Below are 25,963 nucleotides of genomic sequence, written 5' to 3'. Positions count from 1 at the left end.
ACCGCACGTTTTGACCAATGCCAGGTGCCGCCGTCGGACGTTTGAGTCTGGAAAACCTCATGCCTCAACGGCCGCCGGGACCGGCACCTGCGCCTGGATCGCGGTGATGGCCACCGTGTTCACGATGTCCTCCACGGTGCAGCCGCGGGAGAGGTCGTTGACCGGCTTGCGGAGGCCCTGCAGGACAGGCCCGACGGCGACCGCCCCCGAACTCTGCTGCACCGCCTTGTACGTGTTGTTGCCGGTGTTGAGGTCCGGGAAGATAAAGACGGTCGCCTGCCCCGCGACCGATGAGCCCGGCATTTTGGACTCCGCGATGGAGGCATCCACGGCGGCGTCGTACTGGATGGGACCTTCGACGGCGAGATCCGGGCGGCGCTGACGCACCAGTTCGGTGGCCTGCCGGACTTCGTCCACGGCCCCGCCGGAGCCCGAGGCGCCGGTGGAGTACGACAGCATGGCAACCCGCGGCTCCACGCCGAACTGCGCGGCGGTCTCCGCCGAGGCAAGCGCAATATCCGCCAGCTGCTCGACGTTGGGGTCCGGGTTCACGGCACAGTCGCCGTAGACCAGCACACGGTCCGGCATCAGCATCAGGAACACCGACGAGACAATCTTTACGCCGTCGCGGGTTTTGACGAACTCCAGGGCCGGACGGATGGTGTGCGCGGTGGTGTGCGCGGCGCCGGACACCATGCCGTCCACCACGCCCAGCTGGACCATCATGGTGCCGAAATAGCTGCCGTCCTGCATGATTTCCAGCGCCTTGGCCAGGTCCACGCCCTTGTGCGCGCGCAGTTCGGCGTACTTTTCGGCGAACTGTTGGCGCAGCTCCGAGGTGGCCGGGTCCACGATGTTAATGCCGGACAAGTCGATCCCGTTGGCCGCGGCCAACTCGCGGACGTCCGGTTCGGGCCCCAGCAGGGTGAGGTCGCAGACGTCGCGGCGGTGCAGGATTTCCGCGGCCCGCAGGATCCGCACGTCCGTCCCTTCCGGCAGCACCACATGCCTCCGCTGCGCGCGGGCGCGCTCGATCAGGTCATGCAGGAACCGCAGTGGCGTCATGCGTTCCAGGCGGGGCAGGTGGAGGCGTTCCACCAGTTCAGTCTCGTCCACGCGCTTGGACCAGAGGCCCAGGGCGGAGGCCACCTTGCGGCGGTGACCGGACCAGATCTCGCTCCGGACTTCGGAGACGCGTTTGGCCGTCATGTACGTGTCCTCGCCGGCGGAAAACACAGGGAAGGGGGCCTGCGCGAGGAGCGGGTAGATGTTGGCGTCGGGCGCCAGGCCGCCGGTGAGGATCAGCGCCGAAGGCACCGGGAATTCCGGCGAGAACGACGACGCCAGGCAGGCCACCATCACGTCAGCGCGGTCGCCGGGCACGATCACCAGCGCACCCTCATCCAGCACGTTCAGGAAGTTGCCCACGTTCATGGCGGCCACCTTGATGTCCTTCACGTCGCGTTCCATGTCCGCACGGCCCGCGATCTGCCGCACACCCAGGGCCGCGGCCACCTCGCCGGTGGTGGGCCGGGCGATCTCCTCCAGTTCGGGCAGGACGTAAACCGGCCGGCCGGAAGCTCCCACCGTCACCTCGGCGGCGATCCGGTCCACCAGGCGTGCGTCGGCCCGGTTCACCATGATGGCCAGCAGCGAACATTTCTCCGCGATCAGCTCCTTGCGGGCAACCTCGACGGCGGCCGCCGCCTCGGACACGCTGAGCCCCTTGGCACCCACCACCGCCACTACGGGGGCGGCGAGGTTGTTGGCCAGCCGGGCGTTCAGGTCAAACTCGACGGCGGCATCCTGGCCGGTGAGGTCCGTCCCCTCCACGATCACCACGTCGCAATGCCTGGCGATCTCGGCGAAGATCTCCACGCAGCGCGCGTCGATGTCCGCCCGCTTTCCGTCTGCGAGGAGGGCGCGCACCTCGGCGGATGTCAGGCCGCCGCGGCACCGGTCGTCGTCGAGCCCGAAACGTGCCTTCATCAGGGCCACCATGGGATCATCCGCCGCGTCCTGGCCGTGGACCACCGGCTTGAAGAAGCCGATCCGGTCCGCATGCCGGTGCAGGGTGTCCGCGAGGCCCAGGGCCACTAACGACTTGCCCGAGCCCGGAGTGGTTGCGCTGACGTATATACCTTTGGCCATGGTCCGCCCTTTGCTGTGCTGGTGCCGGTACCAACCATCCTTGCACCTCGCGGCTCTCGGGGCTGCTTCAGGCGCCGGCGCAACTCACCCCGCCCCTGACGCTCTCTCACCTAACGCAGGAAAAGCCACGACGCTCGCTCACTTTCCTCAGGAAAGTGAGCGAGCGTCGTGAAAAACCCTGCGTTAGGTGAGAGTGCGTCGCCAGGGGTGGCGGTTAGACGGTGACTTCGGTCTTTTGGCTGGCGTCGGCAGGGGCGGCGGAGGGCTCGCTGGCGCGGCGCTTCATCAGGGCCGTTCGGCGGACGACGCAGACCAGCTCGTTGTTCTGGTTGTAGCCGCGGTGTTCGATGCCCACGAGTCCGGTGTCGGGGCGGGACTTGGATTCGCGCTTGTCCAGGGCCTGGGTCTCCACGCGGAGGGTGTCGCCGATGAACACCGGCTTGGGAAACTCGATGTCCCGGAAGCCCAGGTTGCCCAGGGTGGTGCCGAGGGTGGTTTCCTGGACCGGGACACCGGTGACCACACCGAGGGTGAAGACGCTGTTGACGATCTGCCGGCCGTAGATGCTGCCCTTCGAGAATTCGGCATCGAGGTGCAGGGGCTGGACGTTCATGGTCAGTGTGGTGAACAGGAGGTTGTCCGTCTCGGTGACGGTGCGGGTGACATCGTGCTTGATGACATCGCCGACAATAAAATCTTCGTAGTACATTCCGGCCATGACAGGCTCCTTTGCTTGTGGTGCAGGTATCGGGTGAGTTGGAAAACGGGAAGGGTCAGGCGTCGGCCAGCGCCAGTGCCTCGCGGGCGTGGTTGGCGTGGGCCAGGTCAATGTGGTCGCCCCGGTAGGAAACTGCTCCGTGGCCGTTGCGCTGGCCTTCTTCGAATGCCTCGATCAGGCCTTCGTAGTAGTCGTGCAGTGTGGCGGTGAGCCCGTATTCCTCGTTGGCGATCGGGGCATGGGACGGGTGGATGAGCACCTGGCCGGTGTAGCCGAGTCCGCTGTTGTCCTGTGCGAAGGTGCGCATCCCGTCCAGGTTCCGCACCTCCTGCCAGAGCCCCAGCACAATGGTGCGGATGCCCGCGGACCGGGCAGCCACCACCACCTTGGAGCGCAGGTACAGGGTCTCCAAACCCGCGGCGGTCCAGCGGAAGCCCACTTCGCGGGACACGTCAGCATCCTTCGCCGCGGCGGCCATCACACCACCCACCCGCGGGCCGGCCAGGATCTCGTCCACCTTGTTGATGGACGCGGCGGTCTCGAGCGACGGCACGAGTTCAATGGTGCCGCGGGAAATGCCGTGGTCCAGTTCCGCCGCTGTGACCAGCGCGTCGAACCGCACCACGTCGTCGCGGGAGAACAGTTTGGGCAGCAGGAACGCTGTCAGGTTCGCATGCGTCACGGCCGCGATGTCCCGGCCAAAGAATTCGGTGTCCAGGGCGTTGGGCCGGATCAGGATCCCTTTGGACCCGTCGTGGGCCTGGAGGGCGTCGCGGGCGTTGGCCCGGGCGAGGTCCTTGTCCTGCGGCGGAACCGAATCCTCGAGGTCGATGATGATGGCGTCGGCCTCGGAGTTCAACGCCTTGTCGATCCAGTCCCGTTTGTGGCCCGGAACGAACAGCAGGGAGCGATAGGGTTTCATGCTGCAGCCTCCTCGGTGATCTTGGTCAGCAGGGTGCCGGCGGCCAGGGATTCCCCGACGCCGGCGGTGATGTCCCCGACGGTTCCGGCCACGGGGGCGGCAATGGGGTTCTCCATCTTCATGGCTTCGAGGACGAACAGCACGTCCCCCTTGGCCACCCTCTGCCCCGGTTCCACGTTGACCTTGACGATGGTGCCCTGCATCGGGGCCTTGACGGTGCCGTCGCTGACGGCCTCGCGCCGTGCCCGCGCCTGGCGGGTGCGTCCGACGGCGGCAGCTGGGTCTGCGGGAGCATCCGCGGCAGCCGCGGGCGCACCGTAGCCGCCGGTGCCGTAGCCACCCGACGTCCCGTAGTCGCTGAACGTCGGCACGATGTAGAAGCGTCCGCCCACCTCCACGTTGGCGCGGTCCACGGGCTCGGGTTCGCTGAAGTCCACGGACTCCTCCAGCCAAAGTGTGCTGAACCGCAGCTCCTGGAAGTCCGGGTGGGAGGCAATGATTTTCGCCGCCGGAGCCGTTGTGGGGACGCCTTCGATCTGCAGCCTGTCCAGGCCGTCCAGCAGTCGCTTGATGGCTGTTTCGCGGTCCGGGCCGTAGGCGATGAGCTTGCCAATGAGGCTGTCGTAGAGCGGCAGCACGGTGTCGCCCGATTCGTAGCCGGCGTCAAACCGCAGGCCTTCGCCCTCCGGCGCCGTCAATACATCCACCGGACCCGGCGCCGGCAGGAAGAGGCCTTCGGCCACGTCCTCGGCGTTGATGCGGGCCTCGATGGCAGCACCCTTGGGCTTCAGGTTGTCCAGGATGGAAAGCTTCTCGCCGGCCGCCACTTTGATCTGTTCGGCGATGAGGTCCACGCCGTGCACCATTTCGGTGACCGGGTGCTCCACCTGGATGCGGGTGTTCATTTCCAGGAAGTAGAACTTCTGGTCCTCCACCATGAATTCGACGGTGCCTGCACCGACGTAGCCCACCTCGCGGGCCAGCCGCACGGCGGATTCGCCCATGGCCTGGCGCAGCTCGTCGGACAGGCCGGGGGCCGGGGATTCCTCGATGAGTTTCTGGTGCCGGCGCTGTACGGAGCAGTCGCGGTCGCCGACGTACACCACGTTCCCGTGGGTGTCCGCGAAGATCTGCACTTCCACGTGGCGTGCGTGGGTGAGGTAGCGCTCCAGGTACACCTCGCCGTTGCCGAACGCGGCGGTGGCTTCGCGGACGGCGGCGTCGAACGCGTCCTTCGCTTCGGCCTCGGAGTTGATCCGGCGCATGCCGCGTCCGCCACCGCCCGCGGAGGCCTTCACCAGCACGGGGTAGCCGTGTTCGGCACCGAAGGCTTCCACGGCGGCGGCGCTGGCGATCGCTCCGTTGCTGCCCGGGGCGAGCGGCACCTGGACACGGATGGCGACGTCGCGGGCGGCCACCTTGCCGCCCATGGTGGTGATGGCGTGTGCGGAGGGCCCAATGAACGTCAGACCCGCGGCCGCCACGGCTTCGGCGAACTCGGGGTTTTCCGAGAGGAATCCGTAGCCCGGGTGGATAGCCTGGGCGCCGGTTTCGACGGCGGCCGCGATGATCTTGGAGATATTGAGGTAGTTTTCGCTGGCCGGCCCGTCGCCGAGGTCGACGCCGGTGTCGGCCACGCGGACATGCAGGGAACCGGCGTCGGCGGCCGAGTACACTGCCACGGACTCGATGCCCAGGGCGCGGCAGCTGCGTGCCACCCGGACGGAAATTTCGCCGCGGTTGGCGATGAGGATCTTGGTGAACATGGTGGTCCTTAGTTTTTAGGCGCGGGAGTCAGCGTGTGAGAGTCAGAGCGCGGGATTCAGCGCGTGATGCAGGTGTTGCGGCATTCGCCGATGCCGGAGATCGAGGTGGTTACGGAGCTGCCGTCAGCCAGGAATTCCTTGGGGTTGAGCCCGTCCCCCACGCCGCCGGGAGTCCCTGTGAGGATGACGTCGCCGGGGTTGAGGGTGGTCACCGCGGAGATGTAGCGGACAAGTTCCACCGGGCCGAACACCAGGTCACCGGTGCCGGCCTTCTGCTTGACAATCCCGTCCACGGCGCAGGAAATCTCCAGGTCCGGGGCAGTGCCGGCTTCGTCGGCGGTCAGCAGGAACGGGCCAAGCGGTGTGGTGGCGTCAAAGGTTTTGCCCTGCAGCCATTCCGTGGTCCGGCGCTGGAAGTCGCGGGCGGAGATGTCGTTGGCCACCGTGAAGCCGGCTATCGCGGCCGCTGCTTCCTCTTCCGTGGCCCGCGAAACCTTTGTTCCGATGACGACGGCGAGTTCGGCCTCCCAGTCAACGGCTGCGGAACCGTGCGGGAGGACGATCGGATCGTTGGCGCCGATCAGGGCGTCCGCGAACTTGGCAAACAGGGTGGGATAGGCCGGAAGTTCGCGCCGCATCTCCAGGATGTGCTCGCGGTAGTTCAGGCCCACGCACACAATCTTTCCGGGGGCGGTGACCAGCGGCGCGAAGTCCGCCGCTGCCAGCGCAACCCGCGCACCGCCGTCGTAGGCTTCCACTGCCGGGGACCCGGCACGCAGCCACTCCCCGACGTCGGCAAACGGCAGCAGCGCCAGGGCGCCGTCCACCTCAACCGCCGCGGACGTTCCCGCTTCGGTGCGAACAGTTGCGAGTTTCATGCGCCCCATCCCAGGTTCGTTTTGAGCGTGGACTTGACGAGCTTGCCGGCGGCGGAACGGGGCAGCTGGTCGGCGCCCATGAAGACAATTTGCTTGGGAATTTTGTACCCGGCCAGGTGCGAGCGCAGGAACGTGGAAAGCTCCTCGCCGTTGGCCTTCAGTCCGTTGCGGAGGACGACGACGGCGCGCACCTCCTCGTCCCAGCGCGGGTCCGGGACGCCCACCACGGCAGCCTCCAGGACTGCGGGGTGCAGGTACAGCGCCTGCTCGATCTCGGCCGAGTAGACGTTTTCGCCGCCGGTCTTGATCATTTCCTTGAGCCGGTCGCGGAAGAAGTAGTAGCCGCGCTCATCCTGGACGGCCAGGTCACCGGTGTGCAGCCAGCCGCCGCGGAAAGCCTCGGCGGTGGCGTCCGGCCGGCCGTAGTATCCGGTCATCACGGACGGGCCCTTGACGCAGATCTCGCCCAGTTCGCCCGGGCCAACGGGCTCACCGAAGGGATCCTGCAGCTGTGCCTCGACCAGCAGGTATTCGGTGCCGATGGAACCGTCGACGGCGGGATCCAGCATGTCTTCCGGCTTCAGCCGGGTGACCATGGGCCCCGCCTCGGTGAGGCCGTAGCGGAAGTACAGTTCGGCGTCGGGCAGCAGCTCGGTGAAGAGCTGCTTGTCCGGCATGCGCAGCAGCCCGGCGCCGGTATGGACCGCCTTGAGGTGGGTCTGGATGGCGCGCTCGGCAAAGACGCCGTTCTCCATCAGCCGGCGCATCATGTTGGGAATGAGGAAGGTGTTGGTGATCCGTTCCCGTCCCACCAGGTCCACAATCAGTTCCTCGTTGAACTTCTCGGCGATCACGCTGGTGGCCCCGCCGATGAAGTGCGGCACCAGCCAGCACAGCAGGGCGGCCGAGTGGAAGAGCGGGGTGACGATCAGGCCGCGTTCCTCAGGCCGGGCGCCCATCTTGCAGTCGTACATCTCGTTGAACGCGTTGGCGGCTGCCGCCCGGTGGGAAATAACCACCCCTTTCGGCGTTCCCGTGCTGCCGCCGGTGTAAATGATGCAGAGCGGGCTGTCCAGGGTGGTGACGTCCTCCAACGGACCCGAGCCGGTGCGCAGGGTGTCCACTTCCGAACCCTGACGGACCAGCCGCGGCAGGTCTTCCTCGGTGCGGCCCAGGATCTCCAGGGCCTCCTCGGCGTTCGGAACGAGCCCTTCCTCCACCAGCAGGATCTTTGCGCCGGTCTCCTTGATGCCGGCGGCGAGCTCCGCGGGTGCCCAGCGCCAGTTGTAGGCAACGTAGGTGCCGCCGGCGGCAGCCACACCGAAAAACGCCTCGGCGTTGAAGGCTGAATTGCCGGCCAGGACACCCACATTGCCGCCCGCCCGGACACCGGCGTCCCGCAGGCCCCGGCCCAAGCTCCACGCACGCTCCGCCAGCTCGGCGAACGTCAGCCGGCTGACACTGTCCACGATCGCTTCACGCGTCGGGTAGCGCCGGTGGTTGAGCCTGATCCACTCACCAATCGTTCGCACTGTCCACTCCTCGGTCGGGCTGATGTGGAGTCCGGAACTTTACGAATCCACTGTACTTATTCATCAACGAACAAGCGTTTGTTCATAGCGTAGTCCGAGTTGATTCTTCCCGCAAGAGGCCGCCCTGATCCCGATCGCCACTATGCAGCGTTCCGCATGCGGGACCATTTGAGGGCCGCGAAAACTCCCCCTTGCGGGCGATGCAGATCACACCCTATGCTTTCGAACGAACGCTTGTCTTACCCTGGTGACCGCACTGGCACTCCGCCCGGCCCAGGCCTTGCCCCTTCACCCATCCACGGAATGAGTTCCAATGTCGGAATTAACAAGTCCAGTTCAGCCCGCCCCGCCCGGGGTGCATGAAGCACCAGCATTCGATCCGAAGACGTCGCAGCGGGCGGTGGTGAGCGGCACGTTCGGCACAGCGCTGGAGTGGTTCGACTTCGCCGTGTATGGCACCCTCTCGGCAACCTTGTTCCCCCAGCTCTTCTTTCCCAGCTTTGACACGAACTCGGCCATCCTGGCTTCCTTCGCCACTTTCGGGGCCGGGATGGTGGCGCGGCCGCTGGGCGGAATTGTCTTCGGCGCCCTGGGCGACAAGATCGGCCGGCGGAACGTCCTGATGTTCACCCTGGTGCTGATGGGCATGGCCTCTGTGCTGATCGGCCTGCTGCCCACCTACGCAGTGGCAGGAATCCTCGCGCCGACGCTGCTGGTGGTGCTTCGGTTCCTTCAGGGATTCGCCCTCGGCGGCGAAGCCACCGGCGTGCAGGTGCTCGTTGTGGAGCACGCACCCACGAATCACCGGGGCCTGTACGGCGGGATCCTGGCCACCGGCTCGCCGCTCGCACAGACGTTCGCCTCCATCACGCTCACAGGGCTCGCCATGTTCCTGTCCAAGGAGGACTTTGCCGCGTGGGGCTGGCGGGTGCCTTTCCTGATGGGCGTGCTGCTGCTGGCGGTGGGGGTGTTCATCCGGCGGCGGATCGAGGAGACGCCCGCGTTCAAGGAGAACCAGAAGAAGGCAGCAGACTCGGCCATCCCGCAGGAACGCGCCCTGGCAGTCATCGTGAAGAAGCCCGGCACGGTCATCAAGCTGGTGCTGTCCTGGGCCGCCTCCGCCGGATTGTTCTGGATCAGCGTCACCTACGCCGTGAACTACCTCACCAAGGAGCTCGGCTACGACAATTCGATCACGTTTGGCCTCCTGCTCATTGCCAACATGGTTTCCATTCCCGCCGCGGTCCTCGGCGGCCGGCTCAGTGACCGGATCGGCCGCAAGAAGACCTTCCTCCTGGGCCTGGGCATGCAGGGCATCGCCGCCGGCACCATGTTCCCCATCATGAACTCGATGAACTACCCGGCCAGCGTGGCCATCATCGCCCTGGCACTGTGCGGCATCCAAGTCACCGCCGGCACGCAGGCCGCGTTCTTCTCGGAATCCCTGCCCACCAGCATGCGCTACACCGGCTCAGCGCTCGGCATGACCCTGGCGGGCCTCATCTTCGGGGCACCCATTCCGTTCATCGCCGCCTGGATCTTCCAGAACACGTCGAACGGGACGCTGGCACTGACGGCAATCGCCCTCGGTATCGTCCTGATCTCCGTCGTGGCCACGCTGACACTGCCGGAACGCTACAAACAGTCCCTGCACGAGGAGCACTGACCCTAGCCACACACGAGGCCACACACGTCGAATGCCCGGCTGGATTTCTCCGGCCGGGCATTCGCGTGTTCCGTCCGCCCATCGAGTGGCGGCATCTCGGCGCTAAGCGTCCGCCTAAGCGCCGAGAGGTCGCCGCTCGGTCAAGCCTTAGGCGGCGGAGCTGGAACCGGCACCCCGAAGGACGCGCTCGTCGGCATCCTTCACCTGGAGTTCGCGCAGCGCCAGGCGCGTGTAGATGCGGACAATCTCGTCAAGCGAGAACCGTCCGCCGGGTTTGAACCAGCCGGCGATGTGCGTTGCCTGGGCCACGAAGCTGTACACGTGGATCTTGGCGTCGATGACGTCCGCGAGCCCGTCCTTGCCGGCGGCGGTGACCAGCTTTTCCAGAATCAGTTCGTAGTCCGCACGCTTCTTGATCACCACTTCGCGTGCGTCCTGGGGCAGCGAGCGCAGTTCGGCGTTGCCGATGAACACTTCCTGGGCCCGCTCGGCGTGGAAGGTGATGTGCTCGGCCAGTGCGGCCTGGAGCAGGTCCACACTGTCCCCGCCGTTCGCGGCAGCCACCGCTTCCTCCACGCGTTCGAGCAGGTCATCGATGATGCCGCCCATGATCTGCAGCAGGAGGTGTTCCTTGCTGTCGATGTGGTTGTAGAGGCTGCCGACCTTCAGCCCGGCGGCGGCGGCAACCTGGCGCAGGGTGGTGGCATCGTAGCCGCGCTCGAAGAAGAGGTGCGCTGCCCCTTCCCTGATGGCCTGGGCTGTGTTTCGTTCGGCTCGTACGGTCATGTTGGCCGCCGCCTTTCAACATCGAGTCGTAGTTGTCTTCATCCTAACAAGCGTCCGCTTTCGGCCGTCAGGCGTTGACACTGGCAAAAACATGCGGAAAACTCAGACTAACGTACAAACGCTTGTAAGTCTTGAGGAGAAGTTCGTGGAACGTCCAAGCCGCTTGTTCGACAGCCTTGTCCTCGGAGGCCAGCCCCTGCCGAACCGCATTGTCCTCCCGCCCCTGACCCGCAGCCGCGCCACGAATGACGGCATCCCCACCCAGCTGATGGAGGAGTATTACCGCCAGCGTGCCGGTGCGGGCCTGGTGATCAGCGAAGGAGTGGTGATCGCTCCGCAGGCCACGGCGTACGCCCGCGTCCCCGGGCTCTACTCCGCCGAGCAGGTGGCGGCATGGCGGCCGGTGGTGGCAGCAGCCAAGCGTCACGGCGCCGCCGTCTATGCCCAGCTGTGGCACGTCGGCAGGCAATCGCATTCGACCGTCCAGCCCGACGGCCTGCCGCCGAAGGCGCCCTCAGCCATCCCCATCACCGGTTACCAGTACCGCGCTCCCTCGGGCAGGATTCCGTACGAGGTGCCCCGGGAACTGACGACGGCGGAGATCACCGACATCGTGCAGGCGTACGGCACCGCGGCCCGCAACGCCGTCCGGGCGGGGTTCGACGGCGTCGAACTGCATGCAGCCAACGGCTATCTGATTGACCAGTTCCTGAACGACGCATCGAACCAGCGGACCGACCACTACGGCGGTTCGTACGAAAACCGCATGCGTTTCCTCCTCGAGGTGATCACCGAGGTAGCCCGGTCCCTCCCGGCCGAACGCATCGGCGTCCGGCTCTCGCCGTCGTCGGACTGGATGGACGCCCGCGACACGGACAAGCGCACCCTGTACTCCACCGCGGTGCGCACGCTCAATGAGCTGGGACTCGCGTACCTGCACCTGGTGGAGCCGGAGATCGCCGGATCCACCACAGTGGCGAGACCCGAGGATTCCATCCCCACCGCGGAGCTCGCCGCCCTGTTCGACGGCGTCGTCATCGTCACCGGCGGACATGACCAGACGTCGGCGGAACGGCTGCTCGCCGACGGAACCGCTGATCTGGTGGGCTTCGGCAGGCTGTTCATCGCCAACCCCGACCTCCCGCAGCGCTTCCGCACCGGGGCCGCGTTGGAGCCACTGCGTCCCGCAGGCATCTACGGCGGCGGCCACGAAGGCTACACCGACTACCCGTCGCTGGCCATCAGCGGACTCTGAACGCCGGACACCAGCCACCCACCCTCCCGAAGGAGACCAGCACCATGAGCACCACACCCCTTAACATCCTGGTGACCGGCGCAGGCGGCGGCATGTGCCGCGGCATCAATGCCCGGCTCGCCGGCGCCGGGCACACCATCGTCTGCGTCGACCTCAACTCCGACGCGAGCGAGGCGGCAGCCCAAACCATCCGCGACTCCGGTGGAAAGGCGGAATCTTTCGCCGCAGACGTGGCGGACGAGGCCGCCGTCGGGAAGCTGTTCGCAGAGGTGACCGCAGCCGTGGGTCCGGTGCACGCGCTGGTCAACGCCGCCGGCATCCTGGACCGGAAGTACCTCACGGACAGCACAGCCGAGTCCTTCCGCCGGGCGCTGGACGTCAACCTGGTGGGCCCGTTCAACCTCATCAGGGCCTTCTCGCCCGCCATGATCGAGACCGGCTGGGGACGCATCATCAACATTGCCTCGATCGCCGGGGTCACGGGCTACCCGTACCCGAGCTACGCGGCGTCGAAGGCCGGCCTCGCCAACCTGACGCGTTCGCTGCTCGAAGATTTCTGGGGCACGGGGGTTACCGTCAATTCAGTCTGCCCCGGTGTGGTGGACACTCCCATGGTCATTCAGGAGGTCCGGGACCAGGTCCGACGGCGTGTCCCCACGCAGAACGTCATCGAACCTGCTGAGATCGGAGCCATGATTGCCTTTCTCCTCACCGATGACGCGCGCAACATCAACGGCGCCGACCTCCTGATCGACGGCGGCGCCACGCGCCTCTTCTCGCTGTTCAACAACCATGAAGGGCAATAGCGTGAGGGCTGGAACCGCGGGCATCACCATCACGGGCACCGCCCAGCGTGAGGCCTGGCAGCGGCGCGTCCTGCCGCCCGTGGAGGTGGTTGCACCGGGCGTCCACAGCGTTCCGGTCGTTTTCCCCGACAACCCCATGCGGTACACCCTCAGCTACGTGCTGCTGGACGGGGACGAGTGCGTGGTGGTGGATCCCGGCTTCGATTCGGACGAGGGCCACGGCCAGCTGCTGGCCGCCCTGGCCAGGCTTGACGTGGGCCCCCGGGAAATCACCGGCATCGTTGCCACTCATTTCCACACCGACCATCTGGGCATGGCCGCGCGTTTGGCACGTGGCTCGGGCGCATGGGTGGCGCTGGGCCGGCAGGAACGCCGGCACATCACCGCCTTTGAGGACGCGCACGAGGAATCGGCCCTGGACCAGGCGCGCATGCTGGGCTGGGGCGTTCCCCGGGAACGCGTGGCCGAGGCAGCCATCAGCCCCGAGGCGCTCCTGAACATGCGCCAACTGGCCGACCCGGACCGGCGGCTCCGCGACGGGGACAGCCTGTCCGTGGCTGGCCGGAACTGGCGCATCATGGAAACGCCCGGCCACACCCCGGGCCACATCTGCCTGTGGGATGACGACGGCGAGCTGGCCCTCTCGGGTGACCATGTCCTGCCGCGGATCTCCCCCAATGTGTCATTGGAGATCCGCGGTGACACGGATCCGCTCCGGCAGAACATCGAGTCCCTGCAGCGGATCGCCGGAAACGACCACTATGAGGTCTGCCCGGCGCACGAATACCGTTTTCAAGGCGTGGGGCAGAGGGCCAGGGTGCTGGAGGAACACATTGAAGAACGTTCGCGCGAGGTTCTCCAGGTCCTGACCGCTGGCGCTTCGACGGTTCACGAGGTTGCCCGCCACCTGACATGGTCCCGGGGTTGGGAATCCCTGGGCGATCTGCAGTTCCGGCTCGCGCTCAGCGAGACCGCGGCGCACATCCGCTATCTAGTCACCTCAGGAACGCATCCAGGGGTTCCCGGGCTGATGCTGGCGGAGTAGCCGGGCATTCCCGCACTCCTCCGCCAGCACCATGCAGACGGCAGCGGGTCACCCTGGAAGCCCGCGGGCCTCCAGGGTGACCCGCTTCGGCATGCTCAGGCTCCCCCGCGCAGGGGAACCTCGACTTCCTCGGCCAGGAACCACTCCACGTCCGCCAGGAAGTGGTGTTCATGGTCAAACAGGTCCTTGGCTTCCGGTCCGCCGTAGGCCGCTTTGACGTCCGCCACCGAGTCAAACCAGAGTTCGGCCATGCCGCTGTAGGGCCACGCCTTCCGGTGCTCGATGGCAGGGTTCTGCCGGTACCGGAGGATGCCCGGCAGCTTCCGCACGTAATCGGGGTGCTCAACGTTCCAGAAGTGCAGGAACTCCTCCCGGCTCAGTTCCGGTTTGGCCTTGACGACGGCTACCACCTTGATCATGTGCCGCGCCTACGCCGGGGTAACGGCCTGGCGCCGCTCCACGGGAACCATCTTGCGCTTGGAGTACAGCCCCAGCCGCCGTGTCAGGTCGGACCGCAGGTCGTTGGCCGGGACCACTGCCTCCACGGCGTTGGCGTTGGCAATCTTGAAGACGTCGATGCCTTCGGCGTACTCGGCGTGCTTTTCCATAATGAACGCCTTGCGTTCTGCCTGATCCTCGATCTCGTGGATCTGGTTGTAGTAGATGCCGTTGACGGCGGCGTCGGGACCCATCAGGGCTGGCCGGGCCGTGGGCAGCGCGATGACGGCGTCCGGGTTCATGGGGGCACCGGACATGGCGAGGTAGCCGCCGCCGTAGGCTTTGCGGACCAGGACGGTGATGCGGGGAACGCGGCACTCGGAGACGGCGAAGATCATCTTGGCGCCGTGCCGGATGATGCCCTGGCGCTCCACCGCGGAGCCGATCATGTAGCCGGCGATGTCTACCAGGAAGACGATGGGGATGTTGTAGGCGTTGCAGATCCAGATGAAGCGGGCGGCCTTGTCCGAGGAATCGGGGAAGATGGAGCCGCCCATGTGCTTGGGCTGGTTGCCCACCAGGCCCACGGGACGGCCGTTGATCCGGGCGAAGCCCGTCAGCATTTCCGGCGCGAACAGCTCCTTGTACGGGAACCAGGATCCTTCGTCCACCAGGGATTCGACGAACTCCTCCATGTCGAAGACCTCGGCCTCGCGGAGCGGCACGATGTCCTGCAGGGACCGGCCCGGGCGGGGTTCCAGGGCGGGTGCCAGCGGGGCCGGCGTCTCCCAGTTCGCGGGCAGGAAGGACAGCCAGACGCGGATGGCGTTGAGGGCCTCCTCGTCGTCCTCCACCAGGACATCGCCCAGCCCGGAGACGGTGCAGTGCATTTCGGCGCCGCCCATTTCCTCCAGGGTGACCTTTTCGCCGGTGACCATCTCGGCCAGGCGGGGTGAGCCAAGGTAGGCGGTGGCGTGGCCGCGGACCATGACGGTCATGTCGCAGAGCGCCGGAACGTAGGCGGAGCCCGCAGGCGAGGGGCCAAACAGTGCACACACCTGCGGCACGCGGCCGGAGATCTGGACCTGGTTGTAGAAGATGTTGCCCCAGGCGTGGCGGCCGGCGAAGCTTTCGAACTGTTCGTCGATGCGTGCGCCTGCGGAGTCGAAGAGGTAGACGATGGGGATGCCGGCCGCGTCAGCCTTGTGCTGGGCCTGCGTAATCTTTTCAAACGTGCGGTTGCCCCAGGTGCCGGCCTTGACCGAGTAATCGTTGGCGATGACGCAGACTTCCCGTCCGTCAACACGGCCGAACGCGATGACCACGGCGTCCCCGGGCAGGCCTTCCTCGTAACGGGCCAGCAGGCCGTCCTCGATGTAGTTTTCGTCGTCGAAAAGGATTGCGAGGCGCTGGCGGACCAGGAGCTTGCCTGATTCTGTGATCTTCCTGCGGTTCTTTTCAGAACCACCGAGGCGGGCCGAAGCGAGCTTCTCGGTCAGTTGTTCGTGCACCGTGGGTGCCGGAACTTCGATGTCCGACGCCGGCGCGGGGGCGACGATCGTAGCTTCACTCATGTTGAGCCTCCAGAAAAATTAGAGTTGGTGTCCTCTATTAGTATACGAACAAGCGTTCGCTCGTCTAGTCTTATTCCAGCGGGACTTACGATTCCCCTAGGGATCCCCCTTTACCGACGCTGAACAGGAGAACCATGCACGGCACCGACGCCACGCAAGCCGGCACAACACTGCCGCAGCCCAAGGGCCGGCCTGACCACTTTTGGGAAGACCTGGTGGCCGGGGACGTCATCCATACTGCGGGCATGACCATCACCGACGCCCATCTGGTCCAGTGGGCGGGCCTCACCGGCGACCTCGTCTCCCTGCACCTGGATGAGACCTATGCGGCAGCGACGCCGTTCGGACAGCGCATTGCGCACGGACCGCTGACCCTCTCGCTGGGTTTGGGCCTGATGACCCAGACCGGCTACTTCAGCAATGTGGTGGCCTGGCTGGGACTGGACGAGGTCCGCGCCACCGCGCCGGTCTTCATCGGTGACACCATCCATGTCGAGGCAGCCGTGGCCCTGGCGCGCGAGACAAAAAAACCCGAACAGGGCATCTGGACAATCGATTACTCCGTACTGAAACAGGACGGATCCACCGTCATGACCTTCAGCAGCAGCTTCATCATCAAGAGGAAATAGGCCATGAGCATTCAAGACGACTTCAAACCCGCGCCGCCGGCCGACATCACCGAGCCGGAGGAATTCGCAGCGTTGCGCAAGCGCGTGCGAGCGGTACTGGCCGAGCACGTCACCCCCGAACGGCTCAACAAATTCGACGAAGCCGAAGAGTACGACGTCGAGCTGTACCGCGAAATCGGCGCCGCCGGCCTCATCAAGCTCGACGGCGAACTCCACGGCCACGGACCCAAGCACCAGGCCCAGGCCGTGGTGCTCGAGGAACTCGGCGCCGGCCCCACCTCCGTCGGCGTGAGCATGGTGGTCCAGTTCATGGGCGTTCAGCTCCTGCACAGCTACGGCAACCAGGCCCAGCAGGAGGAGTTCCTGGCCCCGCTGCACCGCGGTGCAGCAAAGATGTCCTTCGCGCTGAGCGAGCCCGACGGCGGCACGGACGTTGCGCGGGCCATGAAGACCCGTGCAACGCAGCTGGCGGACGGCAGTTGGTCGATCAGTGGACAGAAGAAGTGGATCGGCGGCGCCATGGACGCTGACTACTTGATCCTCCTGGCCCGCACCAGCGAGATCAGCCGCTCCGCCATCGACGGCATCACCATGTTCCTGGTCCCCCGCTCAACACCCGGGATCCGCACGGAGGTCATCGACACCATGGGCATCCGCGGCCTGGCCCAGTGCGACGTCTACCTCGACGACGTCCGGGTCCCGGCTGACAACGTCCTCGGCGAGCAGGACCGGGGATTCCGGCAGGTGCTGGGCACGCTCAACGGTGAACGGCTGAACGGGGCGGCGGTGGCGCTGGGGATCGCCCGCGGAGCCATGGAAACCGCCGTGGGCTGGGCCCGGCAGCGGCACGCGTTCGGCCGTGCGGTGGGCTCCTTCCAGGGACTGCAGCACAGCCTGGTCGATGCCAGCGTGAAGATCGAGTCCGCCCGGCTCCTGCTGCGCCAGGCCGCGGAAGCGTCCGACGCCGGGCAGGGCACCAACGAGACCTGGTCCGCGATGGCCAAGCTGGCTGCGTCGGATGCCGCCACCACCACCACCGATATCGGCATGCGGGTCATGGCCGGCTGGGGCTTCTTCCGCGGCCTGCCCATGCAGCGCTACTTCCGCGACGCCCGGCTGTACACCTTCGCGCCGCTGACGGACGAGATGACCCGGAACTACATCGGCGAGAAGCACCTGGGGCTGCCGCGGTCCTTCTGACCTGGTCGAATAGTTGAGTGAACGACTAGTTGAGTGAACGACGGCGGGTGCGCACCCGCCGTCGTTCACTCAGGGGACCAACTGCGGGCCACTGCATCCAAGGCAGCGTCGTAGGCTGCCTCCCAGTCGATTCCGGGCGGGCCGACCTGTGCCAGCTCCAGGCTGACCAGCCCGTGAACCTGGCCCAGATTGCTGCTGCGATAATTTCGACCGGGGCGGCCGTAAAGGTGCCAGCCGCCTGTTCGGCAAGGACTGCCTCCCTGAGGGGCGCCATGGCATCGGCGGTGTGCGGGCCGGGCTTGCAGCCGGCAAAGGCGAGCGTGTAAACGGCCGTGGTCGAGGTCCCGGCAGCTGCGGCCACGTCCCGCAGGGTCACCCGCCCCGGGCCGTCCCGGTCCACCAGCTCGGCGGCCAGTACCTGCGAAGGTTCGCCTCGGACCGCAATGCTCCCCACCTGGGGCCATGGCGCCGCTACATGAAAGAACTCTCCGGCACGGGCGATATTGGCATCTGGCACGAACATACCAAGCGCCGGCGGCCGGCATCGAGACCGTTTACAGCGGAATGCCCCTGTTTTGCCTTGCCAAGGCAACGGCCCAGGTCCCGATCGGCACAGGCACCCACACGGCCCGACAGCGGATCGGGCACTTCGCTCCGCAGCCCGCACCACCGGACGCCGTGACGGATATGCAGTCGCTCGAGGGCGCCCCAACAACCCCGCACTGATCCCCTCGCCAAGGGATGTTCATCCCGTCATGACCGCGCTGAAACCGGCCGATTCTCCGGGCCGTTGGGCACTATTCCGGGAACCGCCCCGGACGTAGCTTCACAGGAAGACGTAGTTTCACGAGGAGAGGCCTGATCATGATGTATGGCTGGGACGGGACCGGCTGGGGTATCGGCGCGTGGGTGATCATGGCCTTGCTGATGCTGATTTTCTGGGGCGGTGTGGTCACCGTCGTTGTGCTCCTGCTCCGGCGGCCACCCACGGGTGACAGGCCGGCTGTGCCGCGGCCGCTCCACCATGACGCAGAACGTATTCTCAATGAACGCTTCGCCCGCGGGGAAATAGACGAGCAGGAGTTCATTGCCCGGCGCACGGCGCTCAGGCGGCAGGAATGAAGAGCACCTCGAGCGACCCTGACACCGTCTAACGTCAGAAAAACGGGGCGGCCGCCTTCCCGCGGCCACCCCATTTTGGTGCGCGAAAAATCAGGAGCGGTAGTCGATCTCCAGGTCCGCAATTTCCTGGTCGTGCAGGTTGACTACGATGTTGTCCGGGGTCCGGGTGGTCATCCAAATCAGCTCTTCGGTCTTGCTGGCGTTGCCTTCGATGTGCGGCATGTACGGCGGTACGAAGACGAAGTCGCCTTCTTCCAGGTACACAATCTGGCTGTAGTTCTCGCCGTAGCGGATGAAGCCACGGCCCTTGAGCACATAGCCACCGGTGTTGGCTTCGCCGTGGTGGTGGGCATCAGAGATCTCGCCGGGGCCGGTGTAAACCTTGCCGAACCAGAGATTTTCGACGGGGCTGTTCTCCTTGCTGACACCGGAGATTCGGCGGGCATTCAGCGTCTGTCCCGGTGCGGCGGCCAGTTCGTCCGCCCGGCTCACCCGGAACAGGTCCACGTTGCGGTTGATGTCAAAGGCCACTTCAGTCATGGCTCATCCCTCCTGAGATTCGATTTGCCGCCGGTTTCGTCATTGCCCCCGGGGCCTGACTTCAGTATGTCGGCTGTCGGCCCGACCGTCAAGACGTACGCTCGTTCGTAAAGCAATATTCGCCACCCATCCGAAATGGCAACAAATTGCCACTTCTGGCAACCGGTTGCGCGTCGTTGCCTTTTCGCATAAGGTGACTTTCGCGTCGACGGAGCTGTGGGCGCCGCCTCAGAACAGGAATAAGCAATGACGCAAAGCCCCTCGCCTACGGGCACCCAGACACACGGCGCGCCTCACCCGGCCGCCGTCAATAAGACAGAACTGCGCCGTGCAGGCTGGGCCGGCTTCATCGGCACGGTCCTGGAAAACTACGACATGGTTGTCTACGGTGTTGGCACTGCCATCATCTTCAACACCCTGTTCTTCCCCAACGTCTCCCCCGCGGTTGGCTTCATCGCCAGCTTCGGCGCCTACGCCGTCGGCTTCGTCGCGCGGCCCATGGGCGGCCTCTTCTTCTCCCGCTACGGCGACAAGATCGGCCGCAAGTTCGTCCTCGTGGCCACGCTGGCCCTGATGGGAACCGCCACCTTCGCCATGGGCCTGCTGCCCACCTACGAATCCGTGGGCATCCTCGCCCCGATCCTCCTGACGGTGCTGCGCTTTATCCAGGGCTTCGGCGCGGGTGCCGAAATGGCCAGCGCCGTGGTGCTGCTCGCCGAGTTTGCCCCCAAGGGCAAGCGTGGTGCCATGACGTCGCTCGTCTGGGCGGGTGCCGCCGTCGGCTCCGTTTTTGGTTCCGGCGCCTGGATCCTGGTCCAGCTGCTGCCGCGTGAGGACCTCGAGTCCTGGGGCTGGCGCCTGGTGTTCCTCTCCAGCGCGCTGGTGACTATTGCCGCGTACCTGATCCGCCGCAACATGAAGGAATCCCCGGTTTTCGCCGAGCTGAAGAAGGAGCACGTCCAGGCCGCCTCGCCGGTTTCGGAAGTGCTGAAAAAGGGCCGCCGGCCGCTGCGCCAGGTCTTCCTGATCAACATGGGCACGCACGCCCACTCGTACATTTACCAGGCATTCCTCGGCACGTTCCTGATCTCCGTGGTCAGCGTGGAGAAGTCGCTGATCCCCCAGATGCTGGCCATGGGCGGCCTGTTCGCCATCCCCGCGGCGCTGATCGCCGGACGTGCCACGGACCGCTGGGGCCGCAAGCCCGTGAACGTCTTTATCCTCGCGTTCCTCTTCCTGTTCTCGTTCCCGGCATTCTGGCTCACCAGCACGGGCAACGTTTGGCTGATCGCCCTCGTCTACGCCGTCGGCTTCACGTTCGCCGTTGAGGGCGGCATCGCGGCCCAGTCGGCCATGTACGCAGAGCTGTTCGGCTCCAAGTACCGTTACGCCGGCGTGGCCATCGCCCGCGAGTTCTCCGCCATCTTTGGCGGCGGCATCGCACCGATCATCTGCTCGGCCCTGCTGGCATGGATGACCAATTCCTACTGGCCTATCGCCGTCTACATGATGATCATCGTGGGCATCTCGCTGTTCCAGGCGATCAAGGCCCCCGAGACCAAGGACCGCGACCTCACGCTGGAGGAAAGCGCCAGCTAACTGCGCTCCGGCACAATAGCTCCGATACAAAAGCGGTGGACCACCCCGGGGTGGTCCACCGCTTTTGTTCTCAGAGTTGGTAGTCGGACTGGGCAACCAGGGTTTCGTGGACGCAGAGGATGTTGTGTTCCGTGTCCATGAACCAGGCGCACTTCTCGGCGTCCGTGGTGCAGATGTGGTTTTCGGTCCTGAGGTTGGGCAGGTCGTAATCCTGGAACCGGACGCCTCTGGCCTCCATGTCCTGGACAGTCCGCTCGATATCGCGCACCTCGAAACTGAGGGCGGTGTGCTCGGAATGTTTGCCGTCCGAGACCGGCTTCAGCTGCAGCATCGGGCCACCGTCGGCGCCGAGCAGCTCGCTTCCATCCTCTGTCATGCCGCGGTGCGGGAGGCCCAGTTTTTCAGTGTAGAAACTGTGGGCGCGCGCCGCGTCATCAACCGGCATGATGGTAGTGGCATTGTTCAGGGCTATGTTCATTTCGCCACCTCCTACGGGGAAATTTTACGCCGCGGCGCCACACCCGCAATGCCCTTCAGACGCTCTCGCACTTAACGCAGGTTTTCGCCAGACGCTCGATCACTTTCCTCAGGGAAGTGATCGAGCGTTGACGTTTTTGTTGCATCTAGTGAGAGAGGGTTTCCGGAGATTAGCGCTGCACGGTGCGGGTGGGACGCTGCCGCCGGCGGCGCCGCAGCAGGATCAGCAACACACCGCCCACCACCAGCGCGCCGGCAGCCAGTCCAGCGGCGGGGAGCAGACCCGAGGCGCCGGTACTGGCAAGCTGCGCAGGCTCTCCAAGTGGACGTACAACGACGGCGGCGTCACCTGCCGGGACCGGCGCACCGCCCGCGGCGGGAACCACCGCCGTGGTGGCGGCCGGTGCCGGAGTTGCGGATGGGGCGGGCGCCCCGGCAGCCGGGCCGTCCGGTGTGACCGCGGGCGGCACTACCGGGGCTACGACCGGCGGCGCCGCCGGCGCCGGGTCAAACTCGAAAGCCGTCGCCCCCGATTTGCTGAAACCGTTGACAGTTTCGGCCGTAAAGCGCAGTGGCCGGGGCACTCCGGGAGCCGTGAACGACCATCCGCCGGCGGGGTCCACGGGGACTTCGATCGGATCTTCTCCGGCCAGGGTGACCCGGACCTTCGAGCCGGCCGCGACGGCGGACGCCGGAGCAGCGGCCACCTGCCCGGAAATGGTGGCACCGGCGTCGAACGTGGAACCCGGGGCAGGCTTAGTCACCGTGGGCTTGTTGAGGAACAATTCCAGCTGGACGCCCCCGGGGATACTGGCGAGGGAGTCCACGAGGGTGGCGGCAATGGCCCGCTTCTGCACGCCGTCGAGTATTTCGGCCCCGGTGTGGGTTCCCACCGCATAGTTGCCGGAGATCCAGGGGCCGCCGGAATCGCCGCCTGCGGATGCTACGGAGCTTGAGTCGAAGGCGCGGACCGGGCGGGGGTCATTGTCATAGTCGGGCGGCGTAGCCTTTGAGCCGGGCATCATCACTATCGCAATGGAGTCGATGGTGCCGCATTTCCAGCCTGTGGTCCGTCCCGACCGGCACACGGGTTCGCCCTGGACGGGTGCGGCAGCTCCCACAATCTTGACGGGATCCGGAGTCTTGGCATCGCCCCACGTTGAGGCGGCCGGCTGGAGATCGAGGCCGGCTGCAATGTCCTTGATCACCGCAATATCGGTGCCCACGGACGAACCGTCCGTCGCCGCCGCATTGTTCGGACCGCCGAACTGGCTGAACCCGAAGTTGCCGAGCGGGGCCAGCGCAGGCATCGGCCACGGGGTAACTGCGGAGCTGCCACCGGCCGGAGCCCAGCCCAGCGGCTCCAGGCCGGCGGCCTTGGCTGTGCCGTCGCCGGTGCAGTGCCCGGCTGTCAGGACCAGCGGCAGTCCCGTGGGGCCGAACGCGCTGAAGCCGGTGGAGCACCTGATCATGTTGTCGACGAAGAATCCCTGGCCGCCGAAGATGTCGTCCTCGGTTTTGACTGCTGCGCCCGTCTCCAGCTGGACATTCGCGTAGCGGGACACGAACTGCTCAGGTGTCAGCTTGCCGGCAGCGGCCGGTCGAGGCGAGGACGCCGGTTCAGCTGCCAGCGTCGGTTCAGGTGCCGACGCCGGCAAGGAGGGTTGTTCGCTGACAGCGCCGGGGACATCGGATTCCGACGTATTCCCGGGACCTGTGCGGATCACGAAGTGCCCGTCGGTGTAGGCAACGGCCTGAAGACCCCGGGTTCCCACCTCGTGGACGTAGGCCTGGAACAGCTGATCAATATTCTGCGCCACCAGCTCCGGCGCGGAGGGGTCCACTGCGGAAGAGCCCAACATGGAAGAGTTCGATGCAGTGGGAGAGGGAGCGGGAGCAGCCGTGGCGTCAGGGCCCGGCGAGGGCTGAGCCGGCGTTCCAAGCGGTGACGGTGCCGCCAGGACAAAGACTTCAGGACCAGACTGGTTCAGCTCATCCACTTTGGCCTGGAGGGCCGGGCCGGTACCGTGAACCAGGATCTCGCCGTTCTTCAGGCTGACGCCCACAAATCCGGGTAGGGCCTGCAGGGTATTGAGCGCATCGGCTGCCCGCCGGCCGACCTCCCCCGCGGCGTTGAATTCCGTCAGGCTCAAGCCAAGGTCACGCAGCAACGCCTCGGAAAGCCCCGCCTCGGATGGACCGGCCTGCGACGGTGAAACCGTCGAGTCGTCGCCTCCCGTCGCGGCCGCTGCCGGGACAATGCCGAGTGCCAACGCCAAAGCCATTCCAGCTACTGTCCCTGCGGCAAGAATTCGTTTCATTCGGATAGCCGTTCCGCTCGTCCCACTCAGGTATGCTCCGCGCGTGACCTGGACCTGGCGTCACGTGCTTCGTCACCACCTGTCACAGTGGCCACGTACGTCACAAGGGTACCCGGCCGGCGGCGAGGTGTTCGATGGCGGCAACTTCGTTTCCGGACATCCCGTTCTCCATCAGGAAGGCGCGGGTATTCAGTTCGCGGACGAACTTGACCACCGCCTGGCCGCGCTCTTCCAGCAGCGGCGCCAGTTCGGCGTCGTCGAGGTAGCGTTCCCGCGCGTGCGGAGGCCCTTGCGTCCGGTACCGTTCGTTGATGCCGCGCGCCGCCTTTGCGTAACCATCGGCGATGGCGTGGTCCGGGTGGCCGGCGAGGTCCTGGATCATGGCCGCAACCATGCCGCTGCGGTCCCGGCCGGCGGCGCAATGAATCACGACGGCGCCCGGTGCGGCACCTGCCACGGCGCGGAAGACTTCCACGAACTTCTCCGGGTAAAGCCTGACGTTGTGCAGGTAATGGGCGGGATCGTTGAGGTACGGGCCGCAGACAGCGGTGAAACGCGGATCGCCAGGCTCCTCGGTGGGGGTAACGACGATCTCCACGCCGGACAAGGCGCCGTCGGGCACCTCCGGGTCCGTGTCCCGCCGCAGCGCCTCGCGCGGGTGACGCAGATCCACCACGGTGCGGACGCCGTCGTCGTACGCCTGCCGCCACCCGGTTTCGGTGAGCCATTCGCGGCGCCCCATGCGGTACACGCTGCCGGCGACGTGCCAGGCATTAACAGCTCCGTCCCAGCCCACGGCCCCGCCTCGATTCTCCACGCGCATAGCTAACCACACGTCAGCGGTGGCTGCACGCTTCCGTTAGGGGGAACGGGAGCCGGAAATCCGGGTGGTTGCGGGCGATGACGGGGGCACACTGCCGGCGGTAACGTGATCGATTACCTGCCCTCATTCCAAGGGCCGATGATCAAGGGGACAGTCATGAAGGATCATGCAGTACGACGGCGGCTCTCGGCTTTCGCAGCCGGCCTCGCCACCATCGCAATGACTTTGGGCTTTGCCGCTATTCCGGCGGAGGCGGCTCCGCCGGTTCCGAACGTTGACCTGGTTGCTGTTGGTGATTCCTACACGGCGGGAACTGGAGCTGGAGCTTTCGCTTCCAGCCTTCCCTGTATACAGACCAAGGGCGGTTATGTTGATGACCTAAGGGACCTGGCAATTGTTGACGATAACGTAACCAACGGGGCCTGCCACGGGGCGCTGCTCGACCAGATGGCGGACGACGTCGTTCCCAGTGTCATGCAACAAATCGCCCGGCTTACGGCGGCCGAAACCCTCTCCGGGAGAACAGAACTCGTGACGCTGACGGCCGGAGCGAACGACATTGGTGTCAATTCGATTCTCTTCGCCTGTGCTTACTCCACTCCCGAGGATTGCCAGCAGGCGGTATTAAGTGCCGAAGGCAAGTTGCCGGGCATGGCGGCAGACCTCTCCAGGGCTGTGACTGCCATCCATCGGGCGGCACCCCGCGCCAGGATCGCAGTTCTGGGCTATCCGCTGCTGTTCGATCCGGAGCGTGGGATTCCCGTGATTCCCTTGGAGAGGCAGGAAATGATCAACCAAGGCACCGCAGCCCTCAACGCCACAATCGACGCGGCCGTGTCCGCCGCCAACACCGGGTCAAAGGCCAACGCACAGTACATCGATGTGACGTCACGGTTCGCCGAACATGCTGCCAACTCGATCATTAATCAATGGATTGTCTTCGGGCAACCGTTCACTCCTCAGACCTTCCACCCCACGGCGGATGGACATCGTGCATACGCCGCCGCCGTCACCGACGCGGTAAATCTCGCTTCGATCGCCCGGCGGAACTAACGCTGCCCGCTCGCCAAGCACCCCTACGGGTGCTTGGCGAGCCTGTGTTCGAGCCCGTTCCGGACCATGGGCCACTCGTGTTCCAGGATGGAGAACACCACGGTGTCACGCAGCACGCCGTCGGACGTGCGCCTGTGGCTGCGGAGCACCCCGTCCTGCTTGGCTCCCAGCCGGGCAATGGCCTCGCGGGACTGGTGGTTGAGCCAGTGTGTGCAGAATTCCACCGCCACGTAGCCGATGGTCTCGAAGGCATGGCGCAGCAGGCGCAGCTTGGAGTCCGGGTTGGTACCGGTGCCGTGAACGGACGCGGCATTCCAGGTGTATCCGATCTCCACACGGGGCGTGGCGGCGTCGATGTTGCAGTACGTGGTCATGCCGATGATCCGGCCCGGACCGCCTGCGGCCGGATCAATGAGCCGGGTGGTGAACGGCAGCATGGAGCCTTGCTCGTGCATCGCCAGCCGGCGTTCAATCTCGGCCGCCATCCCCTCCGGCCGGGGAACGGACGTGTACCAGAGCTTCCACAGCTCGCCGTCACGGGCTGCGCCCACCAGCCCGTCGTGGTGCTCATGGCTGAGGGGCTCCAGGATGACGTTTTGGCCGGTCAATGTCAGTGGTTCGAGAAAGGTCACAGGATCAGCCTAGGCGCACCAACTGCAGCC

Annotated in this window: 24 protein-coding genes; 9 read left to right on the top strand and 15 right to left on the bottom strand. The window is 65.8% G+C overall.

What is annotated here, in order from left to right:
- Nucleotides 1-57: 57 nt before the first annotated feature.
- From pta to NQJ30_RS14025, 6 genes are all read right to left on the bottom strand, one after another.
- The gene (pta, locus tag NQJ30_RS14050) at nt 58-2,151 is read right to left on the bottom strand and encodes a phosphate acetyltransferase (RefSeq protein ID WP_255770574.1); all 2,094 of its coding nucleotides are present in this window, start codon (nt 2,149-2,151) and stop codon (nt 58-60) included.
- Nucleotides 2,152-2,365: 214 nt separating this feature from the next.
- On the bottom strand, nt 2,366-2,869 hold the full coding sequence (locus NQJ30_RS14045) for a MaoC family dehydratase (protein ID WP_255770573.1): 504 nt from the start codon (nt 2,867-2,869) through the stop codon (nt 2,366-2,368).
- Nucleotides 2,870-2,924: 55 nt separating this feature from the next.
- Nucleotides 2,925-3,791: an HpcH/HpaI aldolase/citrate lyase family protein gene (locus NQJ30_RS14040; protein WP_255770572.1), complete on the bottom strand. Its 867-nt coding sequence runs from the start codon at nt 3,789-3,791 to the stop codon at nt 2,925-2,927.
- Nucleotides 3,788-5,557, bottom strand: a complete 1,770-nt coding sequence (locus NQJ30_RS14035; RefSeq protein WP_255770571.1) for an acetyl/propionyl/methylcrotonyl-CoA carboxylase subunit alpha — start codon at nt 5,555-5,557, stop codon at nt 3,788-3,790. The genes NQJ30_RS14040 and NQJ30_RS14035 overlap by 4 nt, the downstream gene beginning before the upstream one ends.
- A 56-nt stretch (nt 5,558-5,613) precedes the next feature.
- Nucleotides 5,614-6,435 carry a fumarylacetoacetate hydrolase family protein gene (locus NQJ30_RS14030; RefSeq protein WP_255770570.1) on the bottom strand — a complete coding sequence of 274 codons (822 nt, stop codon included), beginning with the start codon at nt 6,433-6,435 and terminating at the stop codon, nt 5,614-5,616.
- Complete coding sequence (locus NQJ30_RS14025; RefSeq protein ID WP_255770569.1) at nt 6,432-7,967, bottom strand: class I adenylate-forming enzyme family protein; 1,536 nt, start codon at nt 7,965-7,967, stop codon at nt 6,432-6,434. The genes NQJ30_RS14030 and NQJ30_RS14025 overlap by 4 nt, the downstream gene beginning before the upstream one ends.
- A 313-nt stretch (nt 7,968-8,280) precedes the next feature.
- Between NQJ30_RS14025 and NQJ30_RS14020 the strand changes: the two genes are divergently transcribed.
- Nucleotides 8,281-9,633, top strand: coding sequence for an MFS transporter (locus tag NQJ30_RS14020; RefSeq protein ID WP_255770568.1), 1,353 nt, complete (start codon nt 8,281-8,283; stop codon nt 9,631-9,633).
- A gap of 147 nt (nt 9,634-9,780) precedes the next feature.
- Here the strand turns inward: NQJ30_RS14020 and NQJ30_RS14015 are convergent, their stop codons facing one another.
- Complete coding sequence (locus NQJ30_RS14015; RefSeq protein ID WP_255770567.1) at nt 9,781-10,419, bottom strand: TetR/AcrR family transcriptional regulator; 639 nt, start codon at nt 10,417-10,419, stop codon at nt 9,781-9,783.
- A gap of 145 nt (nt 10,420-10,564) precedes the next feature.
- On the opposite strand from NQJ30_RS14015, the gene NQJ30_RS14010 reads away from it, so the two are divergent.
- Genes NQJ30_RS14010 through NQJ30_RS14000 form a run of 3 tightly spaced genes read left to right on the top strand, consistent with a single transcriptional unit; the run spans nt 10,565 to nt 13,525 of the window.
- Nucleotides 10,565-11,674 (top strand): alkene reductase, encoded by a 1,110-nt coding sequence (locus NQJ30_RS14010; RefSeq protein ID WP_255770566.1) that lies wholly within the window; start codon nt 10,565-10,567, stop codon nt 11,672-11,674.
- Between the two features lie 44 nt (nt 11,675-11,718).
- On the top strand, nt 11,719-12,480 hold the full coding sequence (locus tag NQJ30_RS14005; RefSeq protein ID WP_255770565.1) for an SDR family NAD(P)-dependent oxidoreductase: 762 nt from the start codon (nt 11,719-11,721) through the stop codon (nt 12,478-12,480).
- A 1-nt stretch (nt 12,481) separates the two neighbouring features.
- Nucleotides 12,482-13,525, top strand: a complete 1,044-nt coding sequence (locus tag NQJ30_RS14000) for an MBL fold metallo-hydrolase (protein WP_255770564.1) — start codon at nt 12,482-12,484, stop codon at nt 13,523-13,525.
- 95 nt (nt 13,526-13,620) lie between these two features.
- On the opposite strand, the gene NQJ30_RS13995 is transcribed toward NQJ30_RS14000, so the two are convergent.
- Together NQJ30_RS13995 and NQJ30_RS13990 are read right to left on the bottom strand one after the other, a co-directional pair.
- On the bottom strand, nt 13,621-13,944 hold the full coding sequence (locus NQJ30_RS13995; protein WP_255770563.1) for an EthD family reductase: 324 nt from the start codon (nt 13,942-13,944) through the stop codon (nt 13,621-13,623).
- Nucleotides 13,945-13,953: 9 nt separating this feature from the next.
- Nucleotides 13,954-15,537, bottom strand: a complete 1,584-nt coding sequence (locus NQJ30_RS13990; RefSeq protein ID WP_255770562.1) for an acyl-CoA carboxylase subunit beta — start codon at nt 15,535-15,537, stop codon at nt 13,954-13,956.
- A gap of 134 nt (nt 15,538-15,671) precedes the next feature.
- Between NQJ30_RS13990 and NQJ30_RS13985 the strand changes: the two genes are divergently transcribed.
- Nucleotides 15,672-16,166 carry a MaoC/PaaZ C-terminal domain-containing protein gene (locus NQJ30_RS13985; protein ID WP_255770561.1) on the top strand — a complete coding sequence of 165 codons (495 nt, stop codon included), beginning with the start codon at nt 15,672-15,674 and terminating at the stop codon, nt 16,164-16,166.
- 3 nt (nt 16,167-16,169) lie between these two features.
- A complete protein-coding gene (locus tag NQJ30_RS13980) occupies nt 16,170-17,366 on the top strand; it encodes an acyl-CoA dehydrogenase family protein (protein ID WP_255770560.1) in 1,197 nt (398 codons plus the stop codon).
- 25 nt (nt 17,367-17,391) lie between these two features.
- Here the strand turns inward: NQJ30_RS13980 and NQJ30_RS13975 are convergent, their stop codons facing one another.
- The gene (locus tag NQJ30_RS13975; protein ID WP_255770595.1) at nt 17,392-17,883 is read right to left on the bottom strand and encodes a hypothetical protein; all 492 of its coding nucleotides are present in this window, start codon (nt 17,881-17,883) and stop codon (nt 17,392-17,394) included.
- 347 nt (nt 17,884-18,230) lie between these two features.
- Between NQJ30_RS13975 and NQJ30_RS13965 the strand changes: the two genes are divergently transcribed.
- Complete coding sequence (locus tag NQJ30_RS13965; protein WP_255770559.1) at nt 18,231-18,488, top strand: SHOCT domain-containing protein; 258 nt, start codon at nt 18,231-18,233, stop codon at nt 18,486-18,488.
- 90 nt (nt 18,489-18,578) lie between these two features.
- On the opposite strand, the gene NQJ30_RS13960 is transcribed toward NQJ30_RS13965, so the two are convergent.
- On the bottom strand, nt 18,579-19,028 hold the full coding sequence (locus NQJ30_RS13960; RefSeq protein WP_255770558.1) for a cupin domain-containing protein: 450 nt from the start codon (nt 19,026-19,028) through the stop codon (nt 18,579-18,581).
- A 246-nt stretch (nt 19,029-19,274) separates the two neighbouring features.
- Here NQJ30_RS13960 and NQJ30_RS13955 point away from each other — a divergent pair, with 246 nt between their 5' ends.
- Complete coding sequence (locus tag NQJ30_RS13955) at nt 19,275-20,627, top strand: MFS transporter (protein ID WP_255770557.1); 1,353 nt, start codon at nt 19,275-19,277, stop codon at nt 20,625-20,627.
- Between the two features lie 70 nt (nt 20,628-20,697).
- Here NQJ30_RS13955 and NQJ30_RS13950 read toward each other — a convergent pair whose 3' ends face one another.
- The 3 genes from NQJ30_RS13950 to NQJ30_RS13940 all read right to left on the bottom strand — a co-directional run bounded on the left by NQJ30_RS13950 (nt 20,698) and on the right by NQJ30_RS13940 (nt 24,242).
- Nucleotides 20,698-21,105, bottom strand: a complete 408-nt coding sequence (locus NQJ30_RS13950) for a VOC family protein (RefSeq protein WP_255770556.1) — start codon at nt 21,103-21,105, stop codon at nt 20,698-20,700.
- A 169-nt stretch (nt 21,106-21,274) separates the two neighbouring features.
- Entirely contained in the window at nt 21,275-23,389 is a 2,115-nt protein-coding gene (locus tag NQJ30_RS13945) for a peptidase (protein ID WP_255770555.1), read from the bottom strand.
- A gap of 136 nt (nt 23,390-23,525) precedes the next feature.
- Nucleotides 23,526-24,242 (bottom strand): tyrosine-protein phosphatase, encoded by a 717-nt coding sequence (locus tag NQJ30_RS13940; RefSeq protein WP_255770554.1) that lies wholly within the window; start codon nt 24,240-24,242, stop codon nt 23,526-23,528.
- A 111-nt stretch (nt 24,243-24,353) separates the two neighbouring features.
- Here NQJ30_RS13940 and NQJ30_RS13935 point away from each other — a divergent pair, with 111 nt between their 5' ends.
- A complete protein-coding gene (locus tag NQJ30_RS13935) occupies nt 24,354-25,301 on the top strand; it encodes an SGNH/GDSL hydrolase family protein (RefSeq protein WP_255770553.1) in 948 nt (315 codons plus the stop codon).
- Between the two features lie 23 nt (nt 25,302-25,324).
- On the opposite strand, the gene NQJ30_RS13930 is transcribed toward NQJ30_RS13935, so the two are convergent.
- Nucleotides 25,325-25,933, bottom strand: coding sequence for a GNAT family N-acetyltransferase (locus NQJ30_RS13930; RefSeq protein WP_255770552.1), 609 nt, complete (start codon nt 25,931-25,933; stop codon nt 25,325-25,327).
- Nucleotides 25,934-25,963: the final 30 nt, after the last annotated feature.

This window comes from Pseudarthrobacter sulfonivorans, from assembly GCF_024391045.1.
Taxonomy (GTDB): domain Bacteria; phylum Actinomycetota; class Actinomycetes; order Actinomycetales; family Micrococcaceae; genus Arthrobacter; species Arthrobacter sulfonivorans_B.
This window is presented reverse-complemented; position numbering and strand designations above follow the sequence as displayed.

Coding starts and splice junctions, on each gene's coding strand:
- NQJ30_RS14020 (WP_255770568.1), top strand. CDS start 8,281: ATGTCGGAATTAACAAGTCCAGTTCAGCCCGCCCCGCCCGGGGTGCAT.
- NQJ30_RS14045 (WP_255770573.1), bottom strand. CDS start 2,869: ATGGCCGGAATGTACTACGAAGATTTTATTGTCGGCGATGTCATCAAG.
- NQJ30_RS13955 (WP_255770557.1), top strand. CDS start 19,275: ATGACGCAAAGCCCCTCGCCTACGGGCACCCAGACACACGGCGCGCCT.
- NQJ30_RS13945 (WP_255770555.1), bottom strand. CDS start 23,389: ATGGCTTTGGCGTTGGCACTCGGCATTGTCCCGGCAGCGGCCGCGACG.
- NQJ30_RS14015 (WP_255770567.1), bottom strand. CDS start 10,419: ATGACCGTACGAGCCGAACGAAACACAGCCCAGGCCATCAGGGAAGGG.
- NQJ30_RS13965 (WP_255770559.1), top strand. CDS start 18,231: ATGATGTATGGCTGGGACGGGACCGGCTGGGGTATCGGCGCGTGGGTG.
- NQJ30_RS13995 (WP_255770563.1), bottom strand. CDS start 13,944: ATGATCAAGGTGGTAGCCGTCGTCAAGGCCAAACCGGAACTGAGCCGG.
- NQJ30_RS14005 (WP_255770565.1), top strand. CDS start 11,719: ATGAGCACCACACCCCTTAACATCCTGGTGACCGGCGCAGGCGGCGGC.
- NQJ30_RS14030 (WP_255770570.1), bottom strand. CDS start 6,435: ATGAAACTCGCAACTGTTCGCACCGAAGCGGGAACGTCCGCGGCGGTT.
- NQJ30_RS14035 (WP_255770571.1), bottom strand. CDS start 5,557: ATGTTCACCAAGATCCTCATCGCCAACCGCGGCGAAATTTCCGTCCGG.
- NQJ30_RS13985 (WP_255770561.1), top strand. CDS start 15,672: ATGCACGGCACCGACGCCACGCAAGCCGGCACAACACTGCCGCAGCCC.
- NQJ30_RS13990 (WP_255770562.1), bottom strand. CDS start 15,537: ATGAGTGAAGCTACGATCGTCGCCCCCGCGCCGGCGTCGGACATCGAA.
- NQJ30_RS14040 (WP_255770572.1), bottom strand. CDS start 3,791: ATGAAACCCTATCGCTCCCTGCTGTTCGTTCCGGGCCACAAACGGGAC.
- pta (WP_255770574.1), bottom strand. CDS start 2,151: ATGGCCAAAGGTATATACGTCAGCGCAACCACTCCGGGCTCGGGCAAG.
- NQJ30_RS13960 (WP_255770558.1), bottom strand. CDS start 19,028: ATGACTGAAGTGGCCTTTGACATCAACCGCAACGTGGACCTGTTCCGG.
- NQJ30_RS13980 (WP_255770560.1), top strand. CDS start 16,170: ATGAGCATTCAAGACGACTTCAAACCCGCGCCGCCGGCCGACATCACC.
- NQJ30_RS13950 (WP_255770556.1), bottom strand. CDS start 21,105: ATGAACATAGCCCTGAACAATGCCACTACCATCATGCCGGTTGATGAC.